General features: G+C 69.5%; 18 protein-coding genes. 9 read left to right on the top strand and 9 right to left on the bottom strand.

Annotated features, from left to right (window positions below; translation table 11 throughout):
• The first annotated feature begins 77 nt into the window (after nucleotides 1–77).
• Nucleotides 78–2,045 carry a family 10 glycosylhydrolase gene (locus AB0B64_RS13835; protein ID WP_358177266.1) on the top strand — a complete coding sequence of 656 codons (1,968 nt, stop codon included), beginning with the start codon at nucleotides 78–80 and terminating at the stop codon, nucleotides 2,043–2,045.
• Here AB0B64_RS13835 and AB0B64_RS13840 read toward each other — a convergent pair.
• Nucleotides 2,035–2,925, bottom strand: coding sequence for an NAD(P)-dependent oxidoreductase (locus AB0B64_RS13840; RefSeq protein WP_358177269.1), 891 nt, complete (start codon nucleotides 2,923–2,925; stop codon nucleotides 2,035–2,037). The genes AB0B64_RS13835 and AB0B64_RS13840 overlap by 11 nt on opposite strands.
• A gap of 249 nt (nucleotides 2,926–3,174) precedes the next feature.
• Here AB0B64_RS13840 and AB0B64_RS13845 point away from each other — a divergent pair, with 249 nt between their 5' ends.
• The 5 genes from AB0B64_RS13845 (at nucleotide 3,175) to AB0B64_RS13865 (ending at nucleotide 10,652) form a co-directional block, all read left to right on the top strand.
• Nucleotides 3,175–4,482: an extracellular solute-binding protein gene (locus AB0B64_RS13845; protein ID WP_357941966.1), complete on the top strand. Its 1,308-nt coding sequence runs from the start codon at nucleotides 3,175–3,177 to the stop codon at nucleotides 4,480–4,482.
• Entirely contained in the window at nucleotides 4,479–5,429 is a 951-nt protein-coding gene (locus tag AB0B64_RS13850) for a sugar ABC transporter permease (RefSeq protein WP_357941968.1), read from the top strand. Before AB0B64_RS13845 ends, AB0B64_RS13850 begins: the two co-directional genes overlap by 4 nt.
• Nucleotides 5,426–6,253, top strand: coding sequence for a carbohydrate ABC transporter permease (locus AB0B64_RS13855; protein WP_357941970.1), 828 nt, complete (start codon nucleotides 5,426–5,428; stop codon nucleotides 6,251–6,253). The genes AB0B64_RS13850 and AB0B64_RS13855 overlap by 4 nt, the downstream gene beginning before the upstream one ends.
• 16 nt (nucleotides 6,254–6,269) lie before the next feature.
• Nucleotides 6,270–8,852 (top strand): glycoside hydrolase family 78 protein, encoded by a 2,583-nt coding sequence (locus tag AB0B64_RS13860; RefSeq protein WP_358177272.1) that lies wholly within the window; start codon nucleotides 6,270–6,272, stop codon nucleotides 8,850–8,852.
• A gap of 126 nt (nucleotides 8,853–8,978) precedes the next feature.
• Nucleotides 8,979–10,652, top strand: coding sequence for a DUF4434 domain-containing protein (locus tag AB0B64_RS13865; protein WP_358177275.1), 1,674 nt, complete (start codon nucleotides 8,979–8,981; stop codon nucleotides 10,650–10,652).
• An 80-nt stretch (nucleotides 10,653–10,732) separates the two neighbouring features.
• Here AB0B64_RS13865 and AB0B64_RS13870 read toward each other — a convergent pair whose 3' ends face one another.
• A complete protein-coding gene (locus AB0B64_RS13870; protein WP_358177277.1) occupies nucleotides 10,733–11,995 on the bottom strand; it encodes a hypothetical protein in 1,263 nt (420 codons plus the stop codon).
• Between the two features lie 127 nt (nucleotides 11,996–12,122).
• Nucleotides 12,123–12,956, bottom strand: coding sequence for an FAD-binding oxidoreductase (locus AB0B64_RS13875; protein WP_358177279.1), 834 nt, complete (start codon nucleotides 12,954–12,956; stop codon nucleotides 12,123–12,125).
• 142 nt (nucleotides 12,957–13,098) lie between these two features.
• On the opposite strand from AB0B64_RS13875, the gene AB0B64_RS13880 reads away from it, so the two are divergent.
• On the top strand, nucleotides 13,099–14,427 hold the full coding sequence (locus tag AB0B64_RS13880; protein WP_358177282.1) for a hypothetical protein: 1,329 nt from the start codon (nucleotides 13,099–13,101) through the stop codon (nucleotides 14,425–14,427).
• Nucleotides 14,424–15,224, top strand: coding sequence for a transporter substrate-binding domain-containing protein (locus tag AB0B64_RS13885; RefSeq protein WP_358177285.1), 801 nt, complete (start codon nucleotides 14,424–14,426; stop codon nucleotides 15,222–15,224). The genes AB0B64_RS13880 and AB0B64_RS13885 overlap by 4 nt, the downstream gene beginning before the upstream one ends.
• On the opposite strand, the gene AB0B64_RS13890 is transcribed toward AB0B64_RS13885, so the two are convergent.
• The 4 genes from AB0B64_RS13890 to AB0B64_RS13905 all read right to left on the bottom strand — a co-directional run bounded on the left by AB0B64_RS13890 (nucleotide 15,221) and on the right by AB0B64_RS13905 (nucleotide 19,311).
• Nucleotides 15,221–16,231 carry an ABC transporter substrate-binding protein gene (locus AB0B64_RS13890; RefSeq protein ID WP_358177288.1) on the bottom strand — a complete coding sequence of 337 codons (1,011 nt, stop codon included), beginning with the start codon at nucleotides 16,229–16,231 and terminating at the stop codon, nucleotides 15,221–15,223. The two genes, AB0B64_RS13885 and AB0B64_RS13890, sit on opposite strands and share 4 nt — an antisense overlap.
• Before the next feature lie 187 nt (nucleotides 16,232–16,418).
• The gene (locus AB0B64_RS13895; RefSeq protein WP_358177291.1) at nucleotides 16,419–17,522 is read right to left on the bottom strand and encodes a Gfo/Idh/MocA family oxidoreductase; all 1,104 of its coding nucleotides are present in this window, start codon (nucleotides 17,520–17,522) and stop codon (nucleotides 16,419–16,421) included.
• Complete coding sequence (locus AB0B64_RS13900) at nucleotides 17,519–18,262, bottom strand: sugar phosphate isomerase/epimerase (protein ID WP_357941988.1); 744 nt, start codon at nucleotides 18,260–18,262, stop codon at nucleotides 17,519–17,521. The genes AB0B64_RS13895 and AB0B64_RS13900 overlap by 4 nt, the downstream gene beginning before the upstream one ends.
• A gap of 149 nt (nucleotides 18,263–18,411) precedes the next feature.
• A complete protein-coding gene (locus AB0B64_RS13905; RefSeq protein WP_357941990.1) occupies nucleotides 18,412–19,311 on the bottom strand; it encodes an arginase family protein in 900 nt (299 codons plus the stop codon).
• A 29-nt stretch (nucleotides 19,312–19,340) separates the two neighbouring features.
• On the opposite strand from AB0B64_RS13905, the gene AB0B64_RS13910 reads away from it, so the two are divergent.
• Nucleotides 19,341–19,889, top strand: a complete 549-nt coding sequence (locus AB0B64_RS13910) for a CGNR zinc finger domain-containing protein (protein WP_358177294.1) — start codon at nucleotides 19,341–19,343, stop codon at nucleotides 19,887–19,889.
• A gap of 115 nt (nucleotides 19,890–20,004) precedes the next feature.
• Here the strand turns inward: AB0B64_RS13910 and AB0B64_RS13915 are convergent, their stop codons facing one another.
• Together AB0B64_RS13915 and AB0B64_RS13920 are read right to left on the bottom strand one after the other, a co-directional pair.
• Nucleotides 20,005–20,364: a nuclear transport factor 2 family protein gene (locus tag AB0B64_RS13915; protein ID WP_357941994.1), complete on the bottom strand. Its 360-nt coding sequence runs from the start codon at nucleotides 20,362–20,364 to the stop codon at nucleotides 20,005–20,007.
• A 25-nt stretch (nucleotides 20,365–20,389) separates the two neighbouring features.
• On the bottom strand, nucleotides 20,390–21,175 hold the full coding sequence (locus AB0B64_RS13920) for an SDR family oxidoreductase (protein WP_357941997.1): 786 nt from the start codon (nucleotides 21,173–21,175) through the stop codon (nucleotides 20,390–20,392).
• Nucleotides 21,176–21,274: the final 99 nt, after the last annotated feature.

The following is a 21,274-nucleotide window of genomic DNA, read 5'->3' on the forward strand; positions in this document are numbered from 1 at the left end:
CTGGGACGGAAAGTTGGGTCCCCCGGATTGGCTGAAGACTATTGCGCTCAGTTCGGGAGAAGATGAAACTTCTTTTCGTGACCACGCACCCCCTGCGCACCATCCTGGCCACGGTCGCCCTTGTGCTCACCGCTCTCGTCGTCCCCTCCACGACCCCCGCCGTCTCGGCGGCGGCGTGCGTGACCGATCCCGCGACGCCCAAGCGGCAGTTACGGGGCATGTGGGTCTCCTCGGTCGCCAACATCGACTGGCCGAGCAGCGCGGGGCTGAGCGTGGCGGCCCAGCAGGCGGAGTTCAGGGCGTGGCTGGACCTGGCCGTGTCCAAGCGGATGAACGCCGTGTTCGTGCAGGTCAGGCCGACAGCGGACGCGTTCTGGCCCTCGTCGTACGAGCCGTGGTCACAGTGGCTCACCGGCACCCAGGGCAAGGATCCCGGCTACGACCCGATGGCCTTCATGGTCGCCGAGGCACACGCCCGCAACCTGGAGTTTCACGCCTGGTTCAACCCGTACCGGATCGCCAACAACGCCGACCCGAGCAAGCTGGTGGCGACCCACCCGGCCCGTACGCACCCGGCCTGGCGGTTCGCCTACGGCGGCAAGCTCTACTACAACCCCGGCATCCCGGAGGTCCGCGACTTCATCGAGGACGCCATCATGGACGCCGTCACCCGCTACGACCTCGACGGCGTGCACCTCGACGACTACTTCTACCCCTATCCGGTCAGCGGTGAGACCATCCCGGACGCCGCGACATACGCCCAGTACGGCGGCGGGTTCGGCAACATCGCCGACTGGCGGCGCGACAACGTCAACCAGCTGATGCGCGAGATGGACCAGCGCATCCACGCCGCCAAGTCCTGGGTCTCCTTCGGCGTCAGCCCGTTCGGCATCTGGCGCAACGCGAGCACCGACCCGCTCGGGTCGAGCACCTCTGGCCTGCAGTCCTACGACGCGATCTACGCCGACAGCAGGCTCTGGGTCAAGCAGGGCTGGGTCGACTACCTCGCGCCGCAGATCTACTGGAACATCGGATACTCCCCGGCGGACTACGCGGTGCTGACCGCCTGGTGGTCGAGCGTGGTGCGCGGCACCGGGGCCCAGCTGGTCGTCGGCCAGGCCGCCTACCGCGCGGGCGCCAGCGGCCAGGACGCGGCCTGGCAGGATCCCGCCGAGCTCAGCGACCACCTCTACGACAACAGGAAGCACCCCGAGGTGGCCGGCGACATCTACTTCAGCGCCAAGGACGTCAAGGCGAACCGGATCGGCGCCATCGCCGCGCTGGTCAACGCCCACTACGCCAAGCCCGCCCTGCCGCCCGCCCGCGGCACCGCCGCCGCACCGGCGGCCCCCACGAGCGCGGCGGCGACCAGGGGCTCGGGCGGCGTGGCGCTGTCGTGGCAGGGCGCCGGCGCCACGGCCTACGCGATCTACCGGGTCGACGGCTCCCGACCGGCGGCCGATCCGTGCGCGTACGCCGACGCCCGCAACCTGCTCGGCACGACCAGGAAGACCACCTTCACCGACGCCACGGCGACGGCCACCGGCGGCTACACCTACTACGTGACCGCACTGAACCGGACGCACCAGGAGAGCGCGCCGAGCGCCGGCGCGGTGGTGACGGGCACGGCGGCGTTCAGCGTCGTGGTCGACAACTCCGACGCCGGGTTCGCCGCGAGCTCCTCCTGGGGCACCTCGTCGTTCTCGGCGCAGCTCTACGGCGCCGACTACCGCTTCGCCGACCCCGTCGCGGCCAGCGACCCGGCGTGGTTCAAGGCGGCCATCCCGAGCGCCGGGAACTACCGGGTGGAGGTCTGGTACGCCGCCAACGCGGGCTACAACAGCGCCACGCCGTACCTTGTGGCGGCGTCGGGCGGGAACCAGACCGTGGTCGTGGACCAGCGCACGGGTGGCGGGCAGTGGCGGACCCTCGGCACCTACACCCTCGACGCGGGCACCTACAACGTGGTCGGGGTGAGCCGCTGGACCTCCACGACCGGGTACGTCATCGCGGACGCCGTACGCATCACCAAGATCACTTCATAGGAGCCTTGAGCGCCCGGCCGTCCTCGTCCAGGTAGTCGCGCCACGAGCGCTTGGGCGCCCAGCCGAGCATGCGCACCGCCTTGGCGCAGGAGATGCCGGAGGCGTCCGGACGGCTGAGCGGCCGCAGCGCGATGGCGTCGCCGTAGTGCTCCCGCAGGGCCGTCGCGAAGTCGTGGCCACCGACGTTGTCGGGCGAGGCGATGTAGAACACCTCGTGTCCCGGCAGGTCGGACTCGGTCGCCAGCACGATGGCGTCGGCCAGGTCGTAGACGTCGATGTAGCTCCACAGCCCGGCTCCGGGCTGTCCGTCGCGGATCTGCGGGCCCAGGTTGCGCTCGTAGTTGCCCTCGTGCTGCACCCAGCTCGGCCGGATGGAGACGCATCGGATGTCTGACCGGCGCACGGCCGCGTCCATGAGCTGCTCGCCGAAGTGCTTGGCGGTGGCGTAGGGGTCTTGCGGCCGGATCGGGTGCTCTTCGTCCACGGGCGCGTAGTCGGGCAGGAACGGCCGCTCGGGGAAGAAGAAGCCGGGCACGGTCTCGCTGGAGATGTTCACGAAGCGGGTCACGCCGAACCTGATCGCCGCCTCCAGCATGTTGAAGGTGGACATCAGGTTGTTCTGGAAGACCACGTGCGGCGGGTTGGTGCTGGGCTCGGGGATGGCGGCGGCGTGGACGACCACGTCGGCGCCGCGCACCACCGCGTACGCCGCTCCGGCGTCGGTCAGGTCGGCCTGCTGGTAGCGGGGGGCGCCGGGCTCCGTCCGCTCCCAGACCGGGCGGGTGAGGTCGACGGCCGTCACCTCGTGACCGGCGTCGAGCAGCGCCTGGGTGGCCGCACGTCCGACCTTTCCGTGGGCACCGGTGACGACGACGTGCATGGGAACTCCTTAGGCGCCAGGGGTCGGACGTCCAGGATAAGGGGACGGGTCGTCGGCGTTGAAGGCTTGAATCGTTTCGCTTCAGAGCGGAAGTTTGCGGGTATCTGGGCGGATGACACGCCTTGAGTCGCTGATACGTTTCCGTTTCGTTACCGCAGGAGAGCCTTGACGGCCCCGGAACGTAAAGCCTATGTTAACGCCCTAACGAGGCCATTGAAACGATTTAAGCTTCGAGCCCCAAGGGGTGTTATGAAGACCACGCTTCACAGACTCGGGGTGGCCTTCTCCGCCGCCCTCCCCCTCCTTTCCCTGGCGGCATGCGGCTCGTCCGGCAGCACGACGGCCGCCGACGGCAGCGTCACGATCTCCTTCCTCTACGACAACAACGAAGCCACGGTCAACGGGGCCAAAGCAGTCGTCCAAGCTTTCGAGGCGGCCAACCCGAAGATCAAGATCGAGTCGGAGACCCGCCCGGCGGGCACCGAGGGCGACAACATCATCAAGACCCGGCTGTCCACGGGCGAGATGAGCGACGTCTTCTGGTACAACTCCGGGTCCCTGCTCCAGGCCCTGAACCCCGGTCAGACCCTCGTCGACCTCACCGGCGACCCGGTCATGAAGAACGTGGAGGAGTCGTACCTACCCGTTGTCACCCAGGGCGGGAAGGCGTACGGCGTGCCGACCGGAACCGCCACCGGAGGCGGCATCCTCTACAACCGCAAGGTCTACGAGAAGCTCGGGCTGCAGGTGCCCAAGAGCTGGGCCGAGTTCACGGCCAACAACGACAAGATCAAGGCCGCCGGGCTGACGCCGGTGATCTCCACGTTCAAGGACACCTGGACCTCGCAGCTGTTCGTGCTCGCGGACTTCTTCAACGTGCAGGCCGCCTCGCCGACCTTCGCGCAGGACTACACGGCCAACAAGGCCAAGTACGCCACCACCCCGGCCGCGCTGACCGGCTTCAAGCGCCTGGAAGAGGTGCACGCCAAGGGGTACCTCAACAAGGGCTTCGGCTCGGCCAACCTCGACGCGGGGATCAAGCTGCTGGCCGAGGGCCAGGGCGTGCACTATCCCCTGCTCACCGGGGTGGTGCCCGGCTTCATCAAGAAGTTCCCGCAGGTGGGCACCGACGTCGGCTTCTTCGGCCTGCCGGGTGACGACGCCGCCAAGAACGGCGCCACGGTCTGGGAGCCGAGCGCCGCCTACATCCCCAAGACGACCAAGCATCTCGACGCCGCCAAGAAGTTCCTGGCCTTCATAGCCTCCCCGGAAGGTACGGCCGCCCTTGGCAAGGGCACCCCGCCGGCCGGACCGTACCGGATCAAGGGGGCCAAGCTGCCGGACGACGCGGTCCAGGTGGCGAAGGACCTGCAGGTCTACCTCGACAACAAGGCGTCCGCGCCCGCGCTGGAGTTCGTCTCCCCGGTCAAGGGCCCGTCCCTTGAGCAGATCACCGTCGCGGTCGGCTCCGGCCTGACCACGGCGGCCGAGGGGGCGGCCCAGTACGACAAGGACGTGGAGAAGCAGGCCAAGCAACTGGGGCTCGCGGGGTGGTGACCTCGTCGAGGCCGAGCACGGCCACGTCGCCCGAGCCGCCCACCGCGGCGGCCGGGCGGCGTGCCCGCGCGCGCAAGGGGAAGGGCGGGCGCGGCGGCAACCCGTACCCCTACCTGTTCTACGTGCCCGCGGGGGTCGTCTACACGATCGTCTTCCTGGTTCCGACGATCATGGCCTTCTACTTCTCGATGACCAGGTGGACGCTGTTCGACAGCACCTTCGTGGGGCTGGAGAACTTCACCGACTTCTTCGCCGAGCAGAACCTGCGGATCGGCTTCCAGAACACGCTGATCTACGCGGTGACCACCAGCGGGCTGAAGGTCGTGCTGGGGATGGCGCTCGGCGTGCTGCTCACCTCGCGGATCAAGCTGCGCGGCTTCCTGCGCTCGGTGGTGTTCTTCCCGGTGCTGGTGAGCACGGTCGCGGTCGGCATCACGTTCAGCGTGCTGCTCAAGCCCGACACCGGGCTGGTGAACAAGGCGCTGGCCCTGGTGGGCATCTCGGGCCCCGACTGGCTCGGCGACGCCAACACCGCGCTGCTGTCGGTGGCGCTCGTGGACGTCTGGAAGGGCGTCGGCCTGGCCACCGTCATCTACATCGCCGGCATGATGTCGATCCCGCGTGACTACTACCAGGCGGTCGCGGTCGACGGCGGCGGCGCCTGGCACCGGTTCAGGTTCGTGACGCTTCCGCTGAGCTGGCCCGCCACCAACTCAGTGATCATCCTGTCCTTCATCGGCGGGCTGCGGTCCTTCGACCTCATCTGGACGATGACCCGCGGCGGACCCGGCTTCACCAGCGACGTCATCGCCTCGATCATCTACAAGCAGTATCAGGCGGGGTTCTTCGGCCTGTCGACCGCCGGGAACGTGATCCTGTTCATCGTGGTCACCGCGCTGGTCGTGCCGCTCACCCGCTTCCTGAGCGCCAGGGAGGTCGCCGCATGAGGGCGCTGCGCAGATCCGGGCCCGAACTCATCGTGGTCCTCCTGGCCGTCGTCATCTTCGTCGTGCCGTTCTCGTTCATGGTGCTCACGGCGGTCAAGGACGAGGTCCAGTCGGCGGAGCTGGACTTCGGCTGGCCGACGAGCTGGCCCATAGTCCAGAACTTCGTCGAGGTGATCGAGGCGCGCGACTACGTGCTGCTGCGCGCCTTCCTCAACAGCACGATCCTCACGGTCGTGGCGGTCACGCTGCTGGTCGTCTTCTGCTCCATGGCCGGGTTCGTGCTGCAGCGCCGGGCGGGCCGCATGCGGTCGGTGGTCAATTTCCTGGTGCTGTCCGGGCTGATCATCCCGCCGGCGATCGTGCCGACCATCTGGGTGCTCCAGACGCTCGGCCTGTTCAAGACGCTGCCGGGGCTCATCTTCGTCGAAGTCGCCTTCCACATGTCGTACTCGGTGCTGCTTTATCGCGCTTTTGTGGCGGCGGTGCCGCGCGAGCTGGACGAGGCGGCGATGATCGACGGATGCACCGGGTTCCGGCTGTTCTTCAAGGTGATCTTCCCGCTGCTCCGGCCGGTGACGATCACCGTCATCCTGACCACGTCGGTCGCCGTCTTCAACGACTTCGTCAACCCGCTCTACTTCCTGCCCGGTGACGAGAACGCCACCGTTCAGCTCACCCTGTACAACTTCCAAAGCCAATACAGCACGCAGTGGAACCTGCTGTTCATGGACATCGTGCTCATCACGATCCCGCCACTGCTCGCTTTCATCTTCTTCAACCGCAAGATCGTGGCGGGGATGACCGCCGGCGCGATCAAGGGCTGACGCTCAGAGGAGCCGCATGACCATCGACCTGCGTTTCGAGCACCACCGAGAGCCGCTCGGCATCGGAGAACCCAGGCCACGGCTGTCCTGGACGGTCCGCAACGACCGTCCAGGCTGGCAACAGCACGGCTACGACGTCGAGATCCGCGACTCGGAGGGCAAGGTCGTCTCCTCGACCGGGCGCTCCGACTCCGTGCTGGTCCCGTGGCCGGGTGACGACCTGCGCTCGCGGGAGCGCCGGGCTGTACGCGTGCGGGTCCGCGGTCAGGACGGCGAGGCGAGCGAGTGGAGCGAGTGGACCTCGGTGGAGGCCGGTCTGCTGGAGGCGGAGGAGTGGCGCGCGGAGGCGGCGGCGCCGCCCGCCGAACTGCTCGGCGCGCCGGACGGGCCCGCGACCATGCTCAGGCGCGGTTTCGCCCTCCGCGGGCCGGTCGAGCGGGCCCGCCTGTACGTGACCGGCCACGGCCTGTACGAGGTGGAGATCAACGGGCAGGTCGTGGGCGATGACGTACTCGCGCCCGGTTGGTCGAGCTACGACCACCGCCTGCGCTACCGCACGCACGACGTCACCGCGCTGCTGGCGGAGGGTGACAACGCCATCGGCGCGATGCTCGCCGACGGGTGGTACCGCGGCCGCGTCGGCTTCAAGGACGGCAGGGTCGAGACGTACGGTTCGCGCACCGCGCTCATCGCCCAGCTCGAAGTCGTCTATGCCGACGGCTCGACCGACGTCGTGACCACCGACGGCTCCTGGCGCTGCGCGCGCGGCCCGATCCTCGCGGCGAGCCTGTACGACGGCGAGAAGTACGACGCCCGCCTGCTGCCCGCCGGCTGGTCCGCACCCGGCTTCGACGACGGCGCCTGGCTGCCCGCCGACGTCGTGGACCACGACCGCGGCCTGCTCGTCGCCCCCACCGGCCCGCCGGTGCGCCGCTTCGAGACACTGCGCCCCGTCGAGGTCATCAAGGGGCCGGCCGGCGAGACCATCCTCGACTTCGGCCAGAACATCTCCGGCCGCCTGCGCATCCGCGTCCAGGGACCGGCGGGCCACACCGTCACCCTCCTCCACGCCGAGGTCCTGGAGAACGGCGCCCTGTCCCGCCGCCCGCTGCGCAACGCGGCCGCCCGGGACGAGTACACCCTGGCCGGCGGCGCGGAGGAGGAGTGGGAGCCGCGCTTCACCATGCACGGCTTCCGCTACGCCGAGGTGATCGACTGGCCGGGCGAGCTGCGCCCCGACAGCGTCCAGGCCGTCGTCTGCCACACCGACATGCGCCGTACCGGCTGGTTCACCTGCTCGGACCCGCAGCTCCAGCGCCTGCACGACAACGTGGTGTGGAGCATGCGCGGCAACTTCGTCGACCTGCCGACCGACTGCCCCCAGCGCGACGAGCGCCTCGGCTGGACCGGCGACATCCAGGTCTTCGCCCCCACCGCGGCCTTCCTCTACGACTGCGCGGGCACACTCGGCTCCTGGCTCGCCGACCTGGCCGCCGAACAGGACGAGTCGGGCATGGTGCCCTACTACATCCCGTGGGTCGGCCTCGAGTTCCCCGCCATGCCGACGGCGGCGTGGGGCGACGCGGCGGTGATCGTGCCCTGGGTGCTCTACGAGCGCTTCGGGGACCTCGGGGTGCTGGAGACGCAGTACGACAGCATGAAGGGCTGGGTCGACCACATCGCCGGCATCGCCGGGGACGACCACCTGTGGGACGAGGGCTTCCAGTTCGGCGACTGGCTCGACCCCGCCGCGCCGCCGGACCGGCCCGGCAAGGCCCGGACTGACCCGTACCTCATCGCCACCGCCTACCACGCGTGGACCGCGCAACTCGTGGCCGACACCGCCGAGCTGCTGGGCCGGGGCGAGGACGCGAAGAAGTACGGTGAGCTGGCCGCCGAGGTCCGGGCGGCCTTCCGCCGCGAATACCTCTCGCCGTCGGGCCGTCTGGTCAGCGACACCCAGACCGCCTACGCGCTGTCCCTGCACCTCGGCCTGGCGGAGACGCCGGAGCAGCGGGCGCGGGCCGGCAAGCGGCTGGCCGAGCTGGTGGACCAGGACGACTACCGCATCGGCACCGGCTTCGTCGGCACGCCGCTGGTCTGCGCCGCCCTGGCCGCGGCGGGGGAGCACGACACGGCCTACCGGCTGCTGACGCAGCGCGAATGCCCCTCGTGGCTGTACCCGGTGACCATGGGCGCGACCACGATCTGGGAGCGCTGGGACAGCATGCTGCCCGACGGCTCGGTCAACCCCGGTGAGATGACCTCGTTCAACCACTACGCGCTGGGCGCGGTCGCCGACTTCCTGCACGGCACGCTCGCCGGCCTGGCCCCCGCCGCGCCCGGCTACCGTCGCATCCGCGTCGCGCCGCGGCCCGGCGCCGGTCTCACCCACGCCTCCGCCGAGCACGAGACGCCGTACGGCCCGGCGGCGGTGGCCTGGTCCCGGACGGGCGGCAACCTCACGGTCACCGTCTCCGTACCGTCGGGGACGACCGCCGAGGTCGACCTGCCGTCTGGGGAGCTGGTGGAGGTCGGGTCGGGGATGCACACCTTCACCACGCCGTACCGCGATCCGGCGGACGACCCGGTGGCCTGAGCAGTCCGTGTCGTGGCCCCCAGGTTTGTTTCCTGGGGGTCCGGCCGGGCCACGATAAGGTGCATGGGGTGATCTAACGGGTACGACCGTTCTGGCCGCGAGCGGACACTCGCGCGAGGAGGTCATGTGGTATCCGGGTGGATCCTGCGCGGGTTCGCGGCCGTGGCGGTGCTGGCGGCCACCGTCGTTCCTGGGACGCGGGCCGAGGCCACGACGCCCTCTCCCACTCCTGTTGTGACGCCGGTCGGCGAGGGCTGTCCGGCGCGGGACACCCGGGTCGACGCGCCGTACGCGATCACCGGTTACTGGCTGGTGCCTCGCTCGGACCCGTGTGTCACGCGGCGGACCGTGGAGGCGATCCACGGGGTCGGCGGTGACACGCTCATCACGTTCGGCCCGCGTCTGGTGCCCAGCCGGGTCGACCGGGCGGGGCGGCTGCTGAAGGAGGGCGCGCCCGACCCCGACTTCACCGGCTGCGTCGAGAACGGAAAGACGTGCTACCGGGCCGCTCGGGAGGCGGTTCCGCGCATCCGCCGGGTCTACGGCTATGCGGCGAACGAGCTGTTCGGCGACGGCCTGCTGCGGTGTCCGGGCCTGGACCGGCGGATCGAGAGCGGCGAGCGGGTCTACTACCGGCTGCTGCTGGGCAGATCCTGCTCACGCGGCCCGTACGACCTCGTGCTGATCGCCACCGACGGCGACGGGCTGGGCAACCTGATGACGGAGGCGGCCGGGTACGGGATGAAGGTGTTCCCCGGGCTGCCCGCCGCGCCGCAGGACGTCAAGCGGCCGTGGCTGCCCGACCTCACGCACCTCGGCGCCGTGACCGCGTTCACCGAGCGGGTGGTGACGGACTATCGGGGCAGGTACGGGCCGTCGGCGGCGTTCGCCGGGGTGTACCAGTCGTTCGAGCTGGCGGTGAAGTCGCGGCCCAGCGTCGATCCGACCATCGACCTGTACCAGGCCCAGCACACCGTCGTGGCCGCCACGCTGCCGGGGAAGAAGATCCTGGTCAGTCCCTACTTCGACGCGCGCAGGGACAAGGGCTTCCCGCCCGAGCGGGTGGGGCCGGGGCTGCTCGCCATCGCCGCCACCGCGCACGGCGCGCCCATGATCGTCGCCGTGCAGGACGGGCGCGGGACGGGCAAGGTGCCCGTGTACGGCCGCGACGAGGTGGACGCCAAAGTCGATCGCCGGCTGGTGCCGATGGTGGGAGACGTCACCAACCGGAAGGCGTACTACGGCTCGACCTACGACTACCTCCAGGCGGCGGCGCGGTCCCGGCCGCCGGGGGTGGAGCTGTGGATGAACGCGGAGGCCTTCGAGCCCGCCCCGGTGGCCGGCGAGTGCGGCCGGGCCGACCCGCTGCCGCTGCGCGGCCGGACGACCAAGAAGCGGCTCGACGCGCAGGTCATGGCGGCCGGGGAGGCCGTGACCAAGGTGATCTCCTACGGCTGGGACCCGTTCCTGACCTGCCGCCTCAACTGGATGACCCCGTCGTTGAGCGACGACCTCCACGCTTCCTGGAACGCGCCGCTCATCGTCGGCGCGACCAGGAACGCGGCCGGGATCGCGATCACCGGCCGCAACCTCGCGGGCGGGACGATCAAGGTCCAGTACGCCCGCGCCGGGGCGGGGATGAAGACGGTGACCGTCGCCCAGGGACCGGACGAGGCCGGTGCCGGCTGGATCCCCTTCCCCACGCCCACCGACGTCGATCCCCGCCGCCCGTTCCTCTACATCACCGCCGTGAACGGCACCGGCCGGTCGAGCACCAACGCGTACGTCATTCCCTCGTAGCGGACGCGCCCCAGCTTCTGAGGCGGGCCGCCTTGCTTTGAAGACCTGAGCGATATCCGGCGACGTCGCTCAGATGGGGCCTATTGCTGCCAGTTCTCGCATACGAGCCCGTCTGTGGTTCGCATGAAGGCATGGGGCAGCCAAGCTGCCGCAGGCGAGGTCTGTGTGTTGGTGATGCCGATGCCCGCGTCGATGGTATAGCCAGTCGGATTCCCGTGATCCTCCCAGACCGGATGGGTGCCGTCCCACCGACAGGCCCAGACGGAGTTGTTGCCGTCGGTCACGAAGACCAGTGCGTATTGGGAGCCGTTGTTCATGTCCAGGACGCTTCTCGCACCCAAACCGATCTTGGCGTAGTGGTCACTCGGCGGGGCGCCCATGTTGAGCCAGGTGCCGTCCTGACAGGCCCAGAGGTCGCCGTGTGATGCGCTCAGAACGAAGCAGCAGGGCTGCGAGAGCAGCTCCGAGGCGCCTATGATGATCGCCGCACCGGCCGATCCACTGATCACCGCGGGGGGCCCACCAAGGGCGGTCCATCGCGTGGACACCATGTCCGTGACACCGAGCCACAGCTGCCTGTCGCCGCCCCACACATAGACCTGCAGGCTCTCCCCGCCGGTTCTCTCGTCCGGGACGGCGAGAACTCCCATCGAGGAGGCGATCGCGACGCCGGGCGAACCCATGTTGTACCAGTTCCAGGACGACACGTTCCACCAGTTCACCCACGCATTGCCGTCGCTGCCGGTTACGACGGCGAAGGGGGCGAGACCCAGCGTCCGCTTCAGCGCGACCGTCACCGCGCCGAGGCCATCGAGAACGTCGACGCTCGCCGGCTGGCCCTGATCGGACCAGATCCAAGTTGTGCCGTTCCACCAGCGCACCCAGAGATGTCCATCTCGCACGACGAACGCGTAGGGTCGATTCCCATTCGGATCGTCGCCGAGGGCGATGACACCAACGGGTCGGTCGACCTTTCCCCCTTGGTCGACCCATTCCCATATGCCGGCGGGGGTTTCCCAGAGAATGTACAGATGACTGTCATCCCCTCGCACGAATACGAAAGGACGGGAGGCCATCGAGACTGTCGTGTCCTGGACCGCCACCGCGCCGATCCCGTACGTCACCCCAGGGCCGGGCTTGCCGTGAAGAGCCCAGCGCCATGACGTCGGGATGGGGGCGCCGGCCCAGGGCAGCGAGGCCACAGCCATGGCTCCGAGGCTGCTCCCCAGAAAGGTTCTGCGAGAGAGCTCCGGCACGACGACGTCTGCTGGGAATTGTCTGCCGCTGTTGCCGCCGTCGGATAACTCCGGCTGGTCGTCAGGACGTTGCTTGTTTGCTGACATCACTTCTTCCGCTCGCGATCTGAGTGCAAATGTCACGGCAATTTGAACGCCAGTCGCTTGATACGCGATCAGTAGCGAGTTGCAGCACCAAGACCGTCCAGTTTCGCGGTTTCGCGGGTGCCCGGGGTCACCCCGTTCGGGAGAAGCGCTCCGGGCGGAAGTCCGCCAAGAGCGGATGCCCGGTGCCGGTGAGCACCTCGTACGCGGTGAGCTCCCCGGCGATGAGCCCCAGCGTCGCACCCGAGTGGGTGAACGCCACATGGCAGCCGGGCACCGACTCCAACTCGCCGAAGACCGGCTCCCCGTCCGCCGGTATCGGTTTGCGGCCGAGCCGCCACGACGCCGCCCGGAGAGTGACATCACCCTGGAGCAGGGCGGACGCCTCGGCGATGAGCTCCTGGTCGATCGCGAACGTCGATCCGGGGTTGGGGCGCATCGCCGCGCGCGGCGTGTTCAGCACGGTCACGACCTCGGTCTCGACCGGCTCGGTGATGACGAGCATGGACAGGGGGGACGCGTCCGGCAGGTCCACGCCGAGCTCCGCGAGCACCGCCGGGGTCTGCGCACCGCAGGCGGCCACGACGGCGTCGCCACGCCATGACGTGCCGTCGGCGCCGCGCACTCCCCGTGCCCGGCCGTCCTCCACGAGCACCGAGCAGCGGCCCGCGCCGGTGACGAGCCGTCCCCCACGACGGACCAGCTCGTCCGCGAGCTCGCGGATCAGGTGGGGGAGGGAGACCCAGCCGTCACCCGGATTGTGGATCGCGAGGCCCGCCCCCACCTGGACCCCGCTGACCCGGTCGCTGGTGTCCGCGCGGCCGATGAGGTGCGACTCGTAGCCGCGCGCGACCTCGTGCGCGTGCCGTGCGCGGGTCGCCTCGGCCCCGTCGGGGGTCGTCCACCACAGGCCGCCGTCGAAGCGCAGCCAGCACGTTAGCTTCCGGCGGCCGAACGGGGGCAAACCTGTCTCTTCGGCGGTGCGACCGGCAGTCCCTCTTGCGGATCTGTCACTTCCGCGGCCATGCTCGAATTTCCCAGCACGAGTCGATCTCGGGAGGCGCGTTGCACACCGACGATCCCTGCGTCTCCCGCCGGAGCGGGCCATGACGGTGACAGCGGCGCCTCCGGCCCGGCGCGAGAAGTCGGTCTCCGGGCGGCTGCGTACGCTGGCCGGGCTGTCCCTTCTGACGCTGGCGCTCCTGCTGGCCGCGATCCTGGCCGGCGCGGCGAGTACGGGCGCCGGCTTACGCACCATCGGACATGACGCCGGGCCCCAGGTGCTCGCCACCACCGGCCTGTATCGGCAGATGTCGGAGATGGACGCGCTGGTGGCCGAGACCCTGCTGCTGGGCAGCGAGTACGGCCCCCAGCAGCAGGCCGACCTGACCAACTATGACCAGCGGCGGCTGGAGATCTCCGAGAGCCTGCTCAAGGCGTACCGGCTGGCCCTGGACAATCCCGCCGAGCAACGCACGGTCGAGTCGCTGATCGAGGGGCTGGGCCGCTACGAGCGGCTGGCGACCCAGGCCCGGTTGCTGGACGTGCAGTCCAAGCACACCGCGGGACAGCCGCCCGACAATGTGGTCCAGGCCTATCAGAAGGCCACCGACCTCATGCACCGCGAACTGCTTCCCCAGGCCTACAACCTGACCTTGGAAACCGGGACGATCGTCCGGCGCGCGCACGTGGCCGAGCGCTCGACCACCTCGTTGGCCCGCGTCGCCGTCATCGTCGCCGGGCTGCTCGCGCTGGCCTGCCTGCTGGGCCTGCAGATGTACCTGACCCGCAGGTTCCGCCGGGTCTTCGCGCCGGCCCTGGTGGTCGCCACCGTGCTCACCGCGGCCGGTCTGGTGACGGGCACGGTCCTGCTCAACCGGCAGGGCCAGGCGCTGGACGAGGCCAAGCGCGGCGGTTTCGACGCCGTGCTCACCTTGACCAGGGCACGGGCGATCAGCAACAGCATGCACGGAGACCAGAACCGCTACCTGCTCGACCGCTTCCGCAAGGACACCTACGAACACAACTTCCTGGACAAGTCACAGACGATCGCGGCCGTCGACTCCACCAGCCTGCCCGACTACCAGAGCAAGCTGCGGGGCAACTTCCAGGGCCTGCTCGGCAGCCTGACGGGCCAGGACCGGGAACGCCTCTTCGCCGTCTACCAGAAGTTCCAGCAGGCGGACGCGCGAATGCGGACCATGACGGCCGAAGCGGCGATCAAATACTGGGACGGCGAGCTCACCCAGACCTACGAAAGCTACGACAAGATGCTGGAGGAGCTGGTCCGGCGGCACGAGTCCGACTTCGAGCGCGCCATCGACAGCGGCGACGGGGCCCTGGAGACGCTGTGGCGGTTGATCCCCGCCGGGCTGGCCGCCGGCGCCCTGCTCATCCTGGTCGGGATCTGGCCACGACTCAGGGAGTACCGGTGAGAAAGCTGCTGATCTGCCTGATGCTGCTGCTCACCGCCTGCGGCGCGGGGCGGCCGGAGTCCCTTGTGGACAAGGACGAGCTGATCGTCGCCATCCGCTCCGACGTCCCGCTGATCAGTTTCAAGGGGCAGAACGGTGGATACGACGGCTTCAACATCGACGTGGCCAAATATCTGATCTCCCGGCTGGGCAAGAAGATCCACTGGCTGGAGATCACCGCCGGAGACCAGCTCACCGTGCTCACGCAGGGGCGTGCCGACCTGGTCTTCGCCCACATGTCGGTGACCCCGGAGCGGAAGAAGGTGATCGACTTCGCCGGGCCGTACCACGTCGACTTCCAGGACATCGCGGTGCGGCCGGCCGACAAGGACGTCATCCGCGACGTCCGCGACCTGGCGGGCCGCAAGATCTGCTGGGTGCGCGGCACGAACATCGCGCAGCGGATCATCGACGAGCGCCGGGTGAAGGCGATCGCCGTCCCCGCGCCCGACTACAACGTCTGCCTGCAGATGATCAAGGACGGCAGGATCGACGCCATCTCCACCAACAGCCAGATCCTGGCGGGGCTGCTCACCAAACCGGGCGTCGACCTGCACCTGGTCGGCGCGACCTTCAACGAGCAACGTACGGCGATCGGCATTCGCAAGGGTGATGTCGACGGTTGCGAGGAGCTCAACCGGGCCATCACCGAGATGTACCAGGACGGCACGGCGAACATGCTGCTGGACAAGTGGTTCGGCAAGTCGGGCATCGACCTGTCGGTGGTCTCCGTCCCGCAGTTCGAGGGCTGCTCCTAGACGGGTGGCCGGGCTATCTCCGCGCTGAACCTGTCGACGAGTGACTGTTTGGCGCGGCCGGCGACCTCCACGTCGTACGAGACCAGCTTGACCGTCGCCGGGTCGGCCGCCTTGGAGTGCGCCGGCACCGTGGTGTTGGTGGGCAGGGCGTAGAAGTTCACCAGCGGCCCCAGCCGCTGTGACTCTCCGCTCAGCGCCCAGTCGACGTACTTGCGTGCGCTGTCGGGGTTGTGGGCCCCGGCCAGTACGGCCAGGCCGCCGAGCTCGTAGCCGGTGCCCTCCTGCGGGAAGGTCACCTGCAGGTTCGGATAGCCCTGCTCCTGGGCGGCGACGCAATCGTGGGAGAAGACCACGCCGACCGCCGCCTCCTCCTTGGCGGCCTGCAAGGCGGCCGCGCTGCCGGAGGAGTTGTACCTCAGTACGTTCGGGTGGAGGCCGCGCATGTAGCCCAGTGCCTTGTCCTGGTCGCGGCCGTTGAGTTCCACCTGTGTCCACAGGGCGGTGTAGGCGGTTCCGGAGGTGGCCGGGTGGGCGATGGCGACGCTGCCGCGCAGTCGCACGTCCAGCAGTTCCCGCCAGGAGTGGATCGGCTGCATGCCGCGCTTGGCCAGCTCCTTGGTGTTGTTGCAGAAGGCGAGCACACCGGCGTAGATCCCGCTCCAGGCATACTCCGGATCGGCCCACCCGTGCCGGATTTCACTGGCTTTTTCGGATTTGTACGGCGCCAGCAGTCCCTGACTCTTGGCGGCCACGTAGGAGTCGGCCGGACCGCCATGCCAGACGTCGAACTCCTGCCGCGCCCTGGCCGCCTTGATCCGCTCCAGCGCCTCCCCACTCGACAGCCGGACGAATTCGGCCTCCACGCCGGTGGAGTCGGAGAACCTCTTGACCATCATCGCGCACCACCGCTCGCTCGCGCCGCACGCGACCGTGATCTTGTCCCGCCTCGGCGTCGAACAGCCCGCGGCCAGCAGGATCGCGATCAATGCGATGACCAACGGCCTCATCTGCCACTCCAAGCGGTTCGCCGACGTCGCGCCCACGTGCCGATCCCATTCGACACTCCGTCACGAGGTCACGCAACCGATCTCCACTTGAAGCCGCCCCGCTCACGATCGAGGCAGGCCTGCTCGCGATTGAGGCCGACCCGCTCATGCTTGGCTGACCAAGCGTGAACGGGCCGGTCTGCCATGTCTACGTCAGCGTGGCGGCGTGCGGGTCCCAGCCGTCGGGGAGGGGTGGCGGGGTGGGTGATGTGGTGTGCAGGCGGCGGGCCTCGCCGTCATCTCCGGCGTCGCCGATGGCGGTCATGATCTCCAGTACGTGCTGGGCGAGCGCGCCCGAGGCCCGGTGCGGGGTCCCGGTACGCAACGACCTGGCCATGTCCAGGACGCCCAGGCCGCGTCCGGCCGTCGTACCCGTGACGGGCAGTTCCCGCCACTCGGCGTCATGCGGACCGCGGGCCAGCAGTTGCCCGTCGAAGTTGTTGGGGTCGGGCAGCGACAGCGCCCCCTCGGTGCCGATGATCTCGATCGTCTGCCGGCGGATGGGCGAGTCGAAGCTGAACGTCGCGGTCGCGCTGGCGCTGCCCGCGAAGTCGATCAGCGCGTTGACGTGCGTGGGAACCTCCACCGCGAACGCCGTACCCGCCTTCGGCCCCGAGCCGATCACCCGGTGGTCGCGGGCCCGCCGGGTGCTGGCCGTGACGCGGGCCGCCGGGCCGAGCAGGGCGACGAGGGCGGTCAGGTAGTAGGGGCCCAGGTCGAACAGGGGACCGGCGCCACGCTGGTAGAGGAACTCGGGATTGGGGTGCCACGACTCGGGACCAAGACTCTGGAAGGCGGCCGCGGCGCTCACCGGGGTGCCGATGACACCGGAAGCGAGCGCCCTGGCCGCCGACTGGAGCCCCGCGCCGAGGAAGGTGTCGGGGGCGTTGCCGACGAGCAGGTTGAGGTTCGCCGCCTCCGCGGTGACCTTGGCCGCCTCGTCCATGTCCAGGGCCAGCGGCTTCTCGCTGTACACGTGCTTGCCCGCGCGCAGCGCCGCGAGCGCCACGGCGGCGTGCGCGGCCGGGATCGTCAGGTTGACGACGATCTCCACCTCCGGCACCGCCAGTACGGTCTCGACGGTGCCGGAGACCGGCACCCCGTGCTCGCGCGCGGCGGTCGCGGCCCTGGCCGTGTCGAGGTCGGCGATCCCGAGCACGCGGACGTCGGGGAAGGAGGTCAGCTGACGGAGATAGGTGCCGCTGATCACACCGGCGCCGACGATGGCGACGCCTACGGGTCCGGAGCTCATGAAGCGCTCAGCTCGGTGAGGTAGTCGTGGCTGCCGGCGAGCGCCTCGAAGATGTCGCCCGCGCAGCTGTCGAGCTCCACGATCCGCCAGGTGTCCGGGCTGGCCGCGAGGATCTCCGGCACCGGCATGACGCCCTGTCCCACGGCCACGTGCGGCTCCTCCTTGACGCCCGGGCCGTCCTTGACGTGCAGCGCCAGGATCCGGGAGGAAAGACCGCGCAGCAGGGCGGGCACGTCGGCGCCGCCCACGGCGGCCCAGTAGGTGTCGATCTCCAGGAACACCTCCGGAGCCAGCAGGTCGGCGAGGGCCTCCAGGGCGTGGCGGCCGTCGATCCGCGGCTCGATCTCCCACCAGTGGTTGTGGTAGCCGATCCGCATGTCGTACGCGGCCGCCTGCTCGGCCAGGCCGTTCAGCAGGTCGGCGGTCCTGGACAGGCCGTCGCGCGTGGTGAACTCCTCCTCCTTGATGCCGCCCGGGATGATCACGAGGTCGGTGCCCACGGTGGCGATGGCGTCGAAGACCTCGGCCGGCTCCTTGCTGAGCAGCGCGTAGGCGTGCGTGCTCGAAACGGTCAGTCCCAGATCGTCGGCCACCTGCCGGAAGCCTTTGGGATCGCCGGTCGGATCGAAGGGCTCGACGGCCCCGTAACCGATTCCGGCTATTCGGCGCAGCACGTCGTTACGGTCGGCGGCCAGTTGATCCCTTACGGAGTAGAGCTGCACGCTGAGCGGCTTGGTCACTTCGGCTCCCCTGACTGCTTTTAGTCCACAATCTGTACATAATCCTCCGAGGTGGATCAGGCATCGTCAAGGGAGTACGGCCCGTCGTCCCACCAGTCGGGACACCCGCACCGGACGGGTCATCGTCGTTCTCGATGGACGGGTAAGCCTCACCGATCCGTGGCGAGCGCCGTCGCTAGGACCTCCACGAGGAGGGCGGCCTGGCTGCCGTCCTGGTCAAGGTCGGGGTCGAAGATGGTGAGCTCCAGTCCGGCGACTCCCGGGAGGCTGAGCAGGCCACGGAGCAGCCCGGCCAGTCCGTCCGCGTCGGGTCCGCCGGGCGTGGGGGAGTCGACCGCGGGCAGTACCGCGGAGTCGAGCACGTCGGCGTCGACGTGGATCCAGAAGCCGTCGAGGTCGTCGCGGACCAGCACCTTCCTGGCGAGGTCGAGGGTGCCGGGGCCGAGGTCGGCGGCGGGTACGTACGCGAGACCGGACTCCTTGACGTCCCGCAGGTCCTCCTCATCGCGGACGCCGAGCACGATCACGTCCTCGTCGGCCACGTACGGGCGCAGACCGCCGATGTCCGTCAGGTAGTCGTCGCCACGTCCGGTCACCAGGGCGAGGCTCTCTCCGCCTGCCGAGCTCACGTACGGGGAATTGCCCAGGTTGCGGAAGTCGGCATGGGCGTCCAGGTACGCCAGGCCGTAGCGTCCCCTCTCGCGCAGCGCGAGGGCCGGGCCGAGCAGGATCGAGCAGTCGCCACCGAGCACGATCGGGAAGGCCCCCGACTCGCGTACGGCGGTGACGCGGTCGGCCAGCTTCCTGGCGTACGCGGCGATGGCCGGGCCGTTGCGGACCCCGTCGCCCGGCTGCCAGGTGGCCACATAGCGCGGCGGAACCACCGCGCCCGCGTCGTCCGCGCCGATCCGCTCCCGCAGCCCGGCGTCGCGCAGCGCCCATGGGGCCTTGTAGCAGCCGGGAACCGCGTCAGGGGCGGGCGGGCGCAGGCCGAGGTTTGAGGGAGCGTCGAGAATGGCGAATCTTGTGTCAGGGGTTATAGTGCTCATAGTCCTGACGGTAGCAGGAGGAAATCGAGATGCGCCAGTACGTCGATACGGGGTTGGTGGCGTTGGACCTCGCCAACACGTGGGATGAGTATCTGGACGAGCCGGAGCGGCTGCCGGACCCTGCGGCCCTGCGGCAGTTCTGCGCGGAGTTCGGCGAATCGCCTGGTGAAGAGCCCGAGTCGCCTGGTGAGCAGCCTGAGCTGGCCGCTGTCCGGGAGATGCGCGGGCGGCTGCGGGCCGTGTTGGCCTGCGAGCCGCCGGAGCGGACGCGCGCGCTGGCCAGGTTCGCGGCCGGGCTGCCGACACGCGTGGCCGTGGAGGACGTGGACGGGGTGCCGGTGCTACGGCTCGCGGCACCCGACGGCGCGGGGACGGCGGACCGGCTGGCGGTGCGCGCGGTGCGCGAGCTGCTCGACGTGGCTGCCGCAGGGGATTGGACACGGCTGCGGTTGTGCGCGGCCTCGCCGTGCCGTGACGCCTTCATCGACCGGAGCCGGCCGGGGCGGCGGCAGTTCTGCTCGACCCGCTGCGCCAACCGCGCCCACGCCGCCGCCTCTCGCGCCCGCCACCACACCTGACCGGCCCTCCCTGCCCGACATCGGAGGACTCCACGCGCCGGGAATCGAGACACCGAGATTGCGGGGCGAGCGGGGCTTCTCGTATGAGACGGCAACGGGTGGTGCTGGAAGGGATTCAGGGTTCGATGACGAGGCGTTCGATGAGGCCATCGCGGAGTGTGAACTGGTAACGCAGATCGACGGTCCCGCCGGGGAAGTCGCCCTCGAGGTGGTGGGTGGCGATGTAGCGGGTTGCGTCGGTCTGCTGGGCGCCGGTGAGGTGGATGGTGTAGGTGAATTCGGTGGCCGATCGGTCGAGCCACTCTCCGATGGCCTCCGTGCCCTCATAGGAGTTGCCGTCGTCGATCACTGTGGCTTCGCGGGTGAACGCCGTGATCGCGGTGACGGTGTCGTGGGCGTGGTGCGCTGCCAGGTAGCGGGTGATCACCTCGGGCAGGGGGCCCGGGGGGCTGGTTCGGGGCTGGTTGTCGTGCATGACGCTCCTTGGGGTGGTGGCGGGTTCAGACGGTGGGGGTGGTGCCGCCGTCGATGACGTGTTCGGCGCCGACGATGGCCGAGGCGCGGTCGGAGACTAGGAAGGCGACGAGCTCGGCGACTTCCTCGGGCCGGTTTGGACGGCCCAGCGGGATGCCGCCCAGGGAGTCCATGAGCCGGCCCAGCGCCGCTTCCTGCGTGATGCCTGCGTCGTGGGCGATCCGGGCGACGAGGTTGTCGGCGGCCGAGGTCTGCACGAAGCCGGGCGAGACGGTGTTGACGCGGACGCCATGCGGGGCGACCTCGTTGGCCAGGCCCTTGCTGTAGGTGGTCAGGGCGGCCTTGGCGGCGGCGTAGGCCAGGGTTCCGTTCCACAGCGGCATGCGGCGCTGGATCGAGGTGACATGCACGATTACGCCCTTACCTGTGGCGATCATGTGCGGCAGGAGCGCGCGGTCCAGGCGGACGGCGGCCAGTAGGTTCGTATTCAGCTCCCTGGCCCAGTCGTCCTCGCCGAGCGCCGCGAACCCTCCAGCCGGTGCCTCGGACCCGCCGAGGGTGTTGACCAGGATGTCGATGCCTCCCACGCGGGCGTCCACCTCGGCGGCCACGTGAGAGGCGCCCTGGGCGCTGGACAGGTCGGCGGGGATGAACGTCTTCTCCTCGACGCCGTCGGGGCGGCTGCGGGCCGTGACCAGCACGGTCGCGCCGGCTTGGGCGAGACGTCGGGCGATGGCGGCCCCGGTGCCCTTGGTGCCGCCGGTGACCAGAGCGTGTCGGCCTTCGAGGGATTCGCTGATGGATGTGGTCACGGTGTGCTCCGCTCCCGGGCGCGGAAGGCGCCGCTCCCGTCGTTGCTGCTAAAATAGAAGCTACTAACTTCGACTTTAGCAGCAACTGAGAGGATGGCT

Origin of the sequence: Nonomuraea sp. NPDC049129, assembly GCF_040648495.1 — a bacterium.
GTDB lineage: Bacteria > Actinomycetota > Actinomycetes > Streptosporangiales > Streptosporangiaceae > Nonomuraea.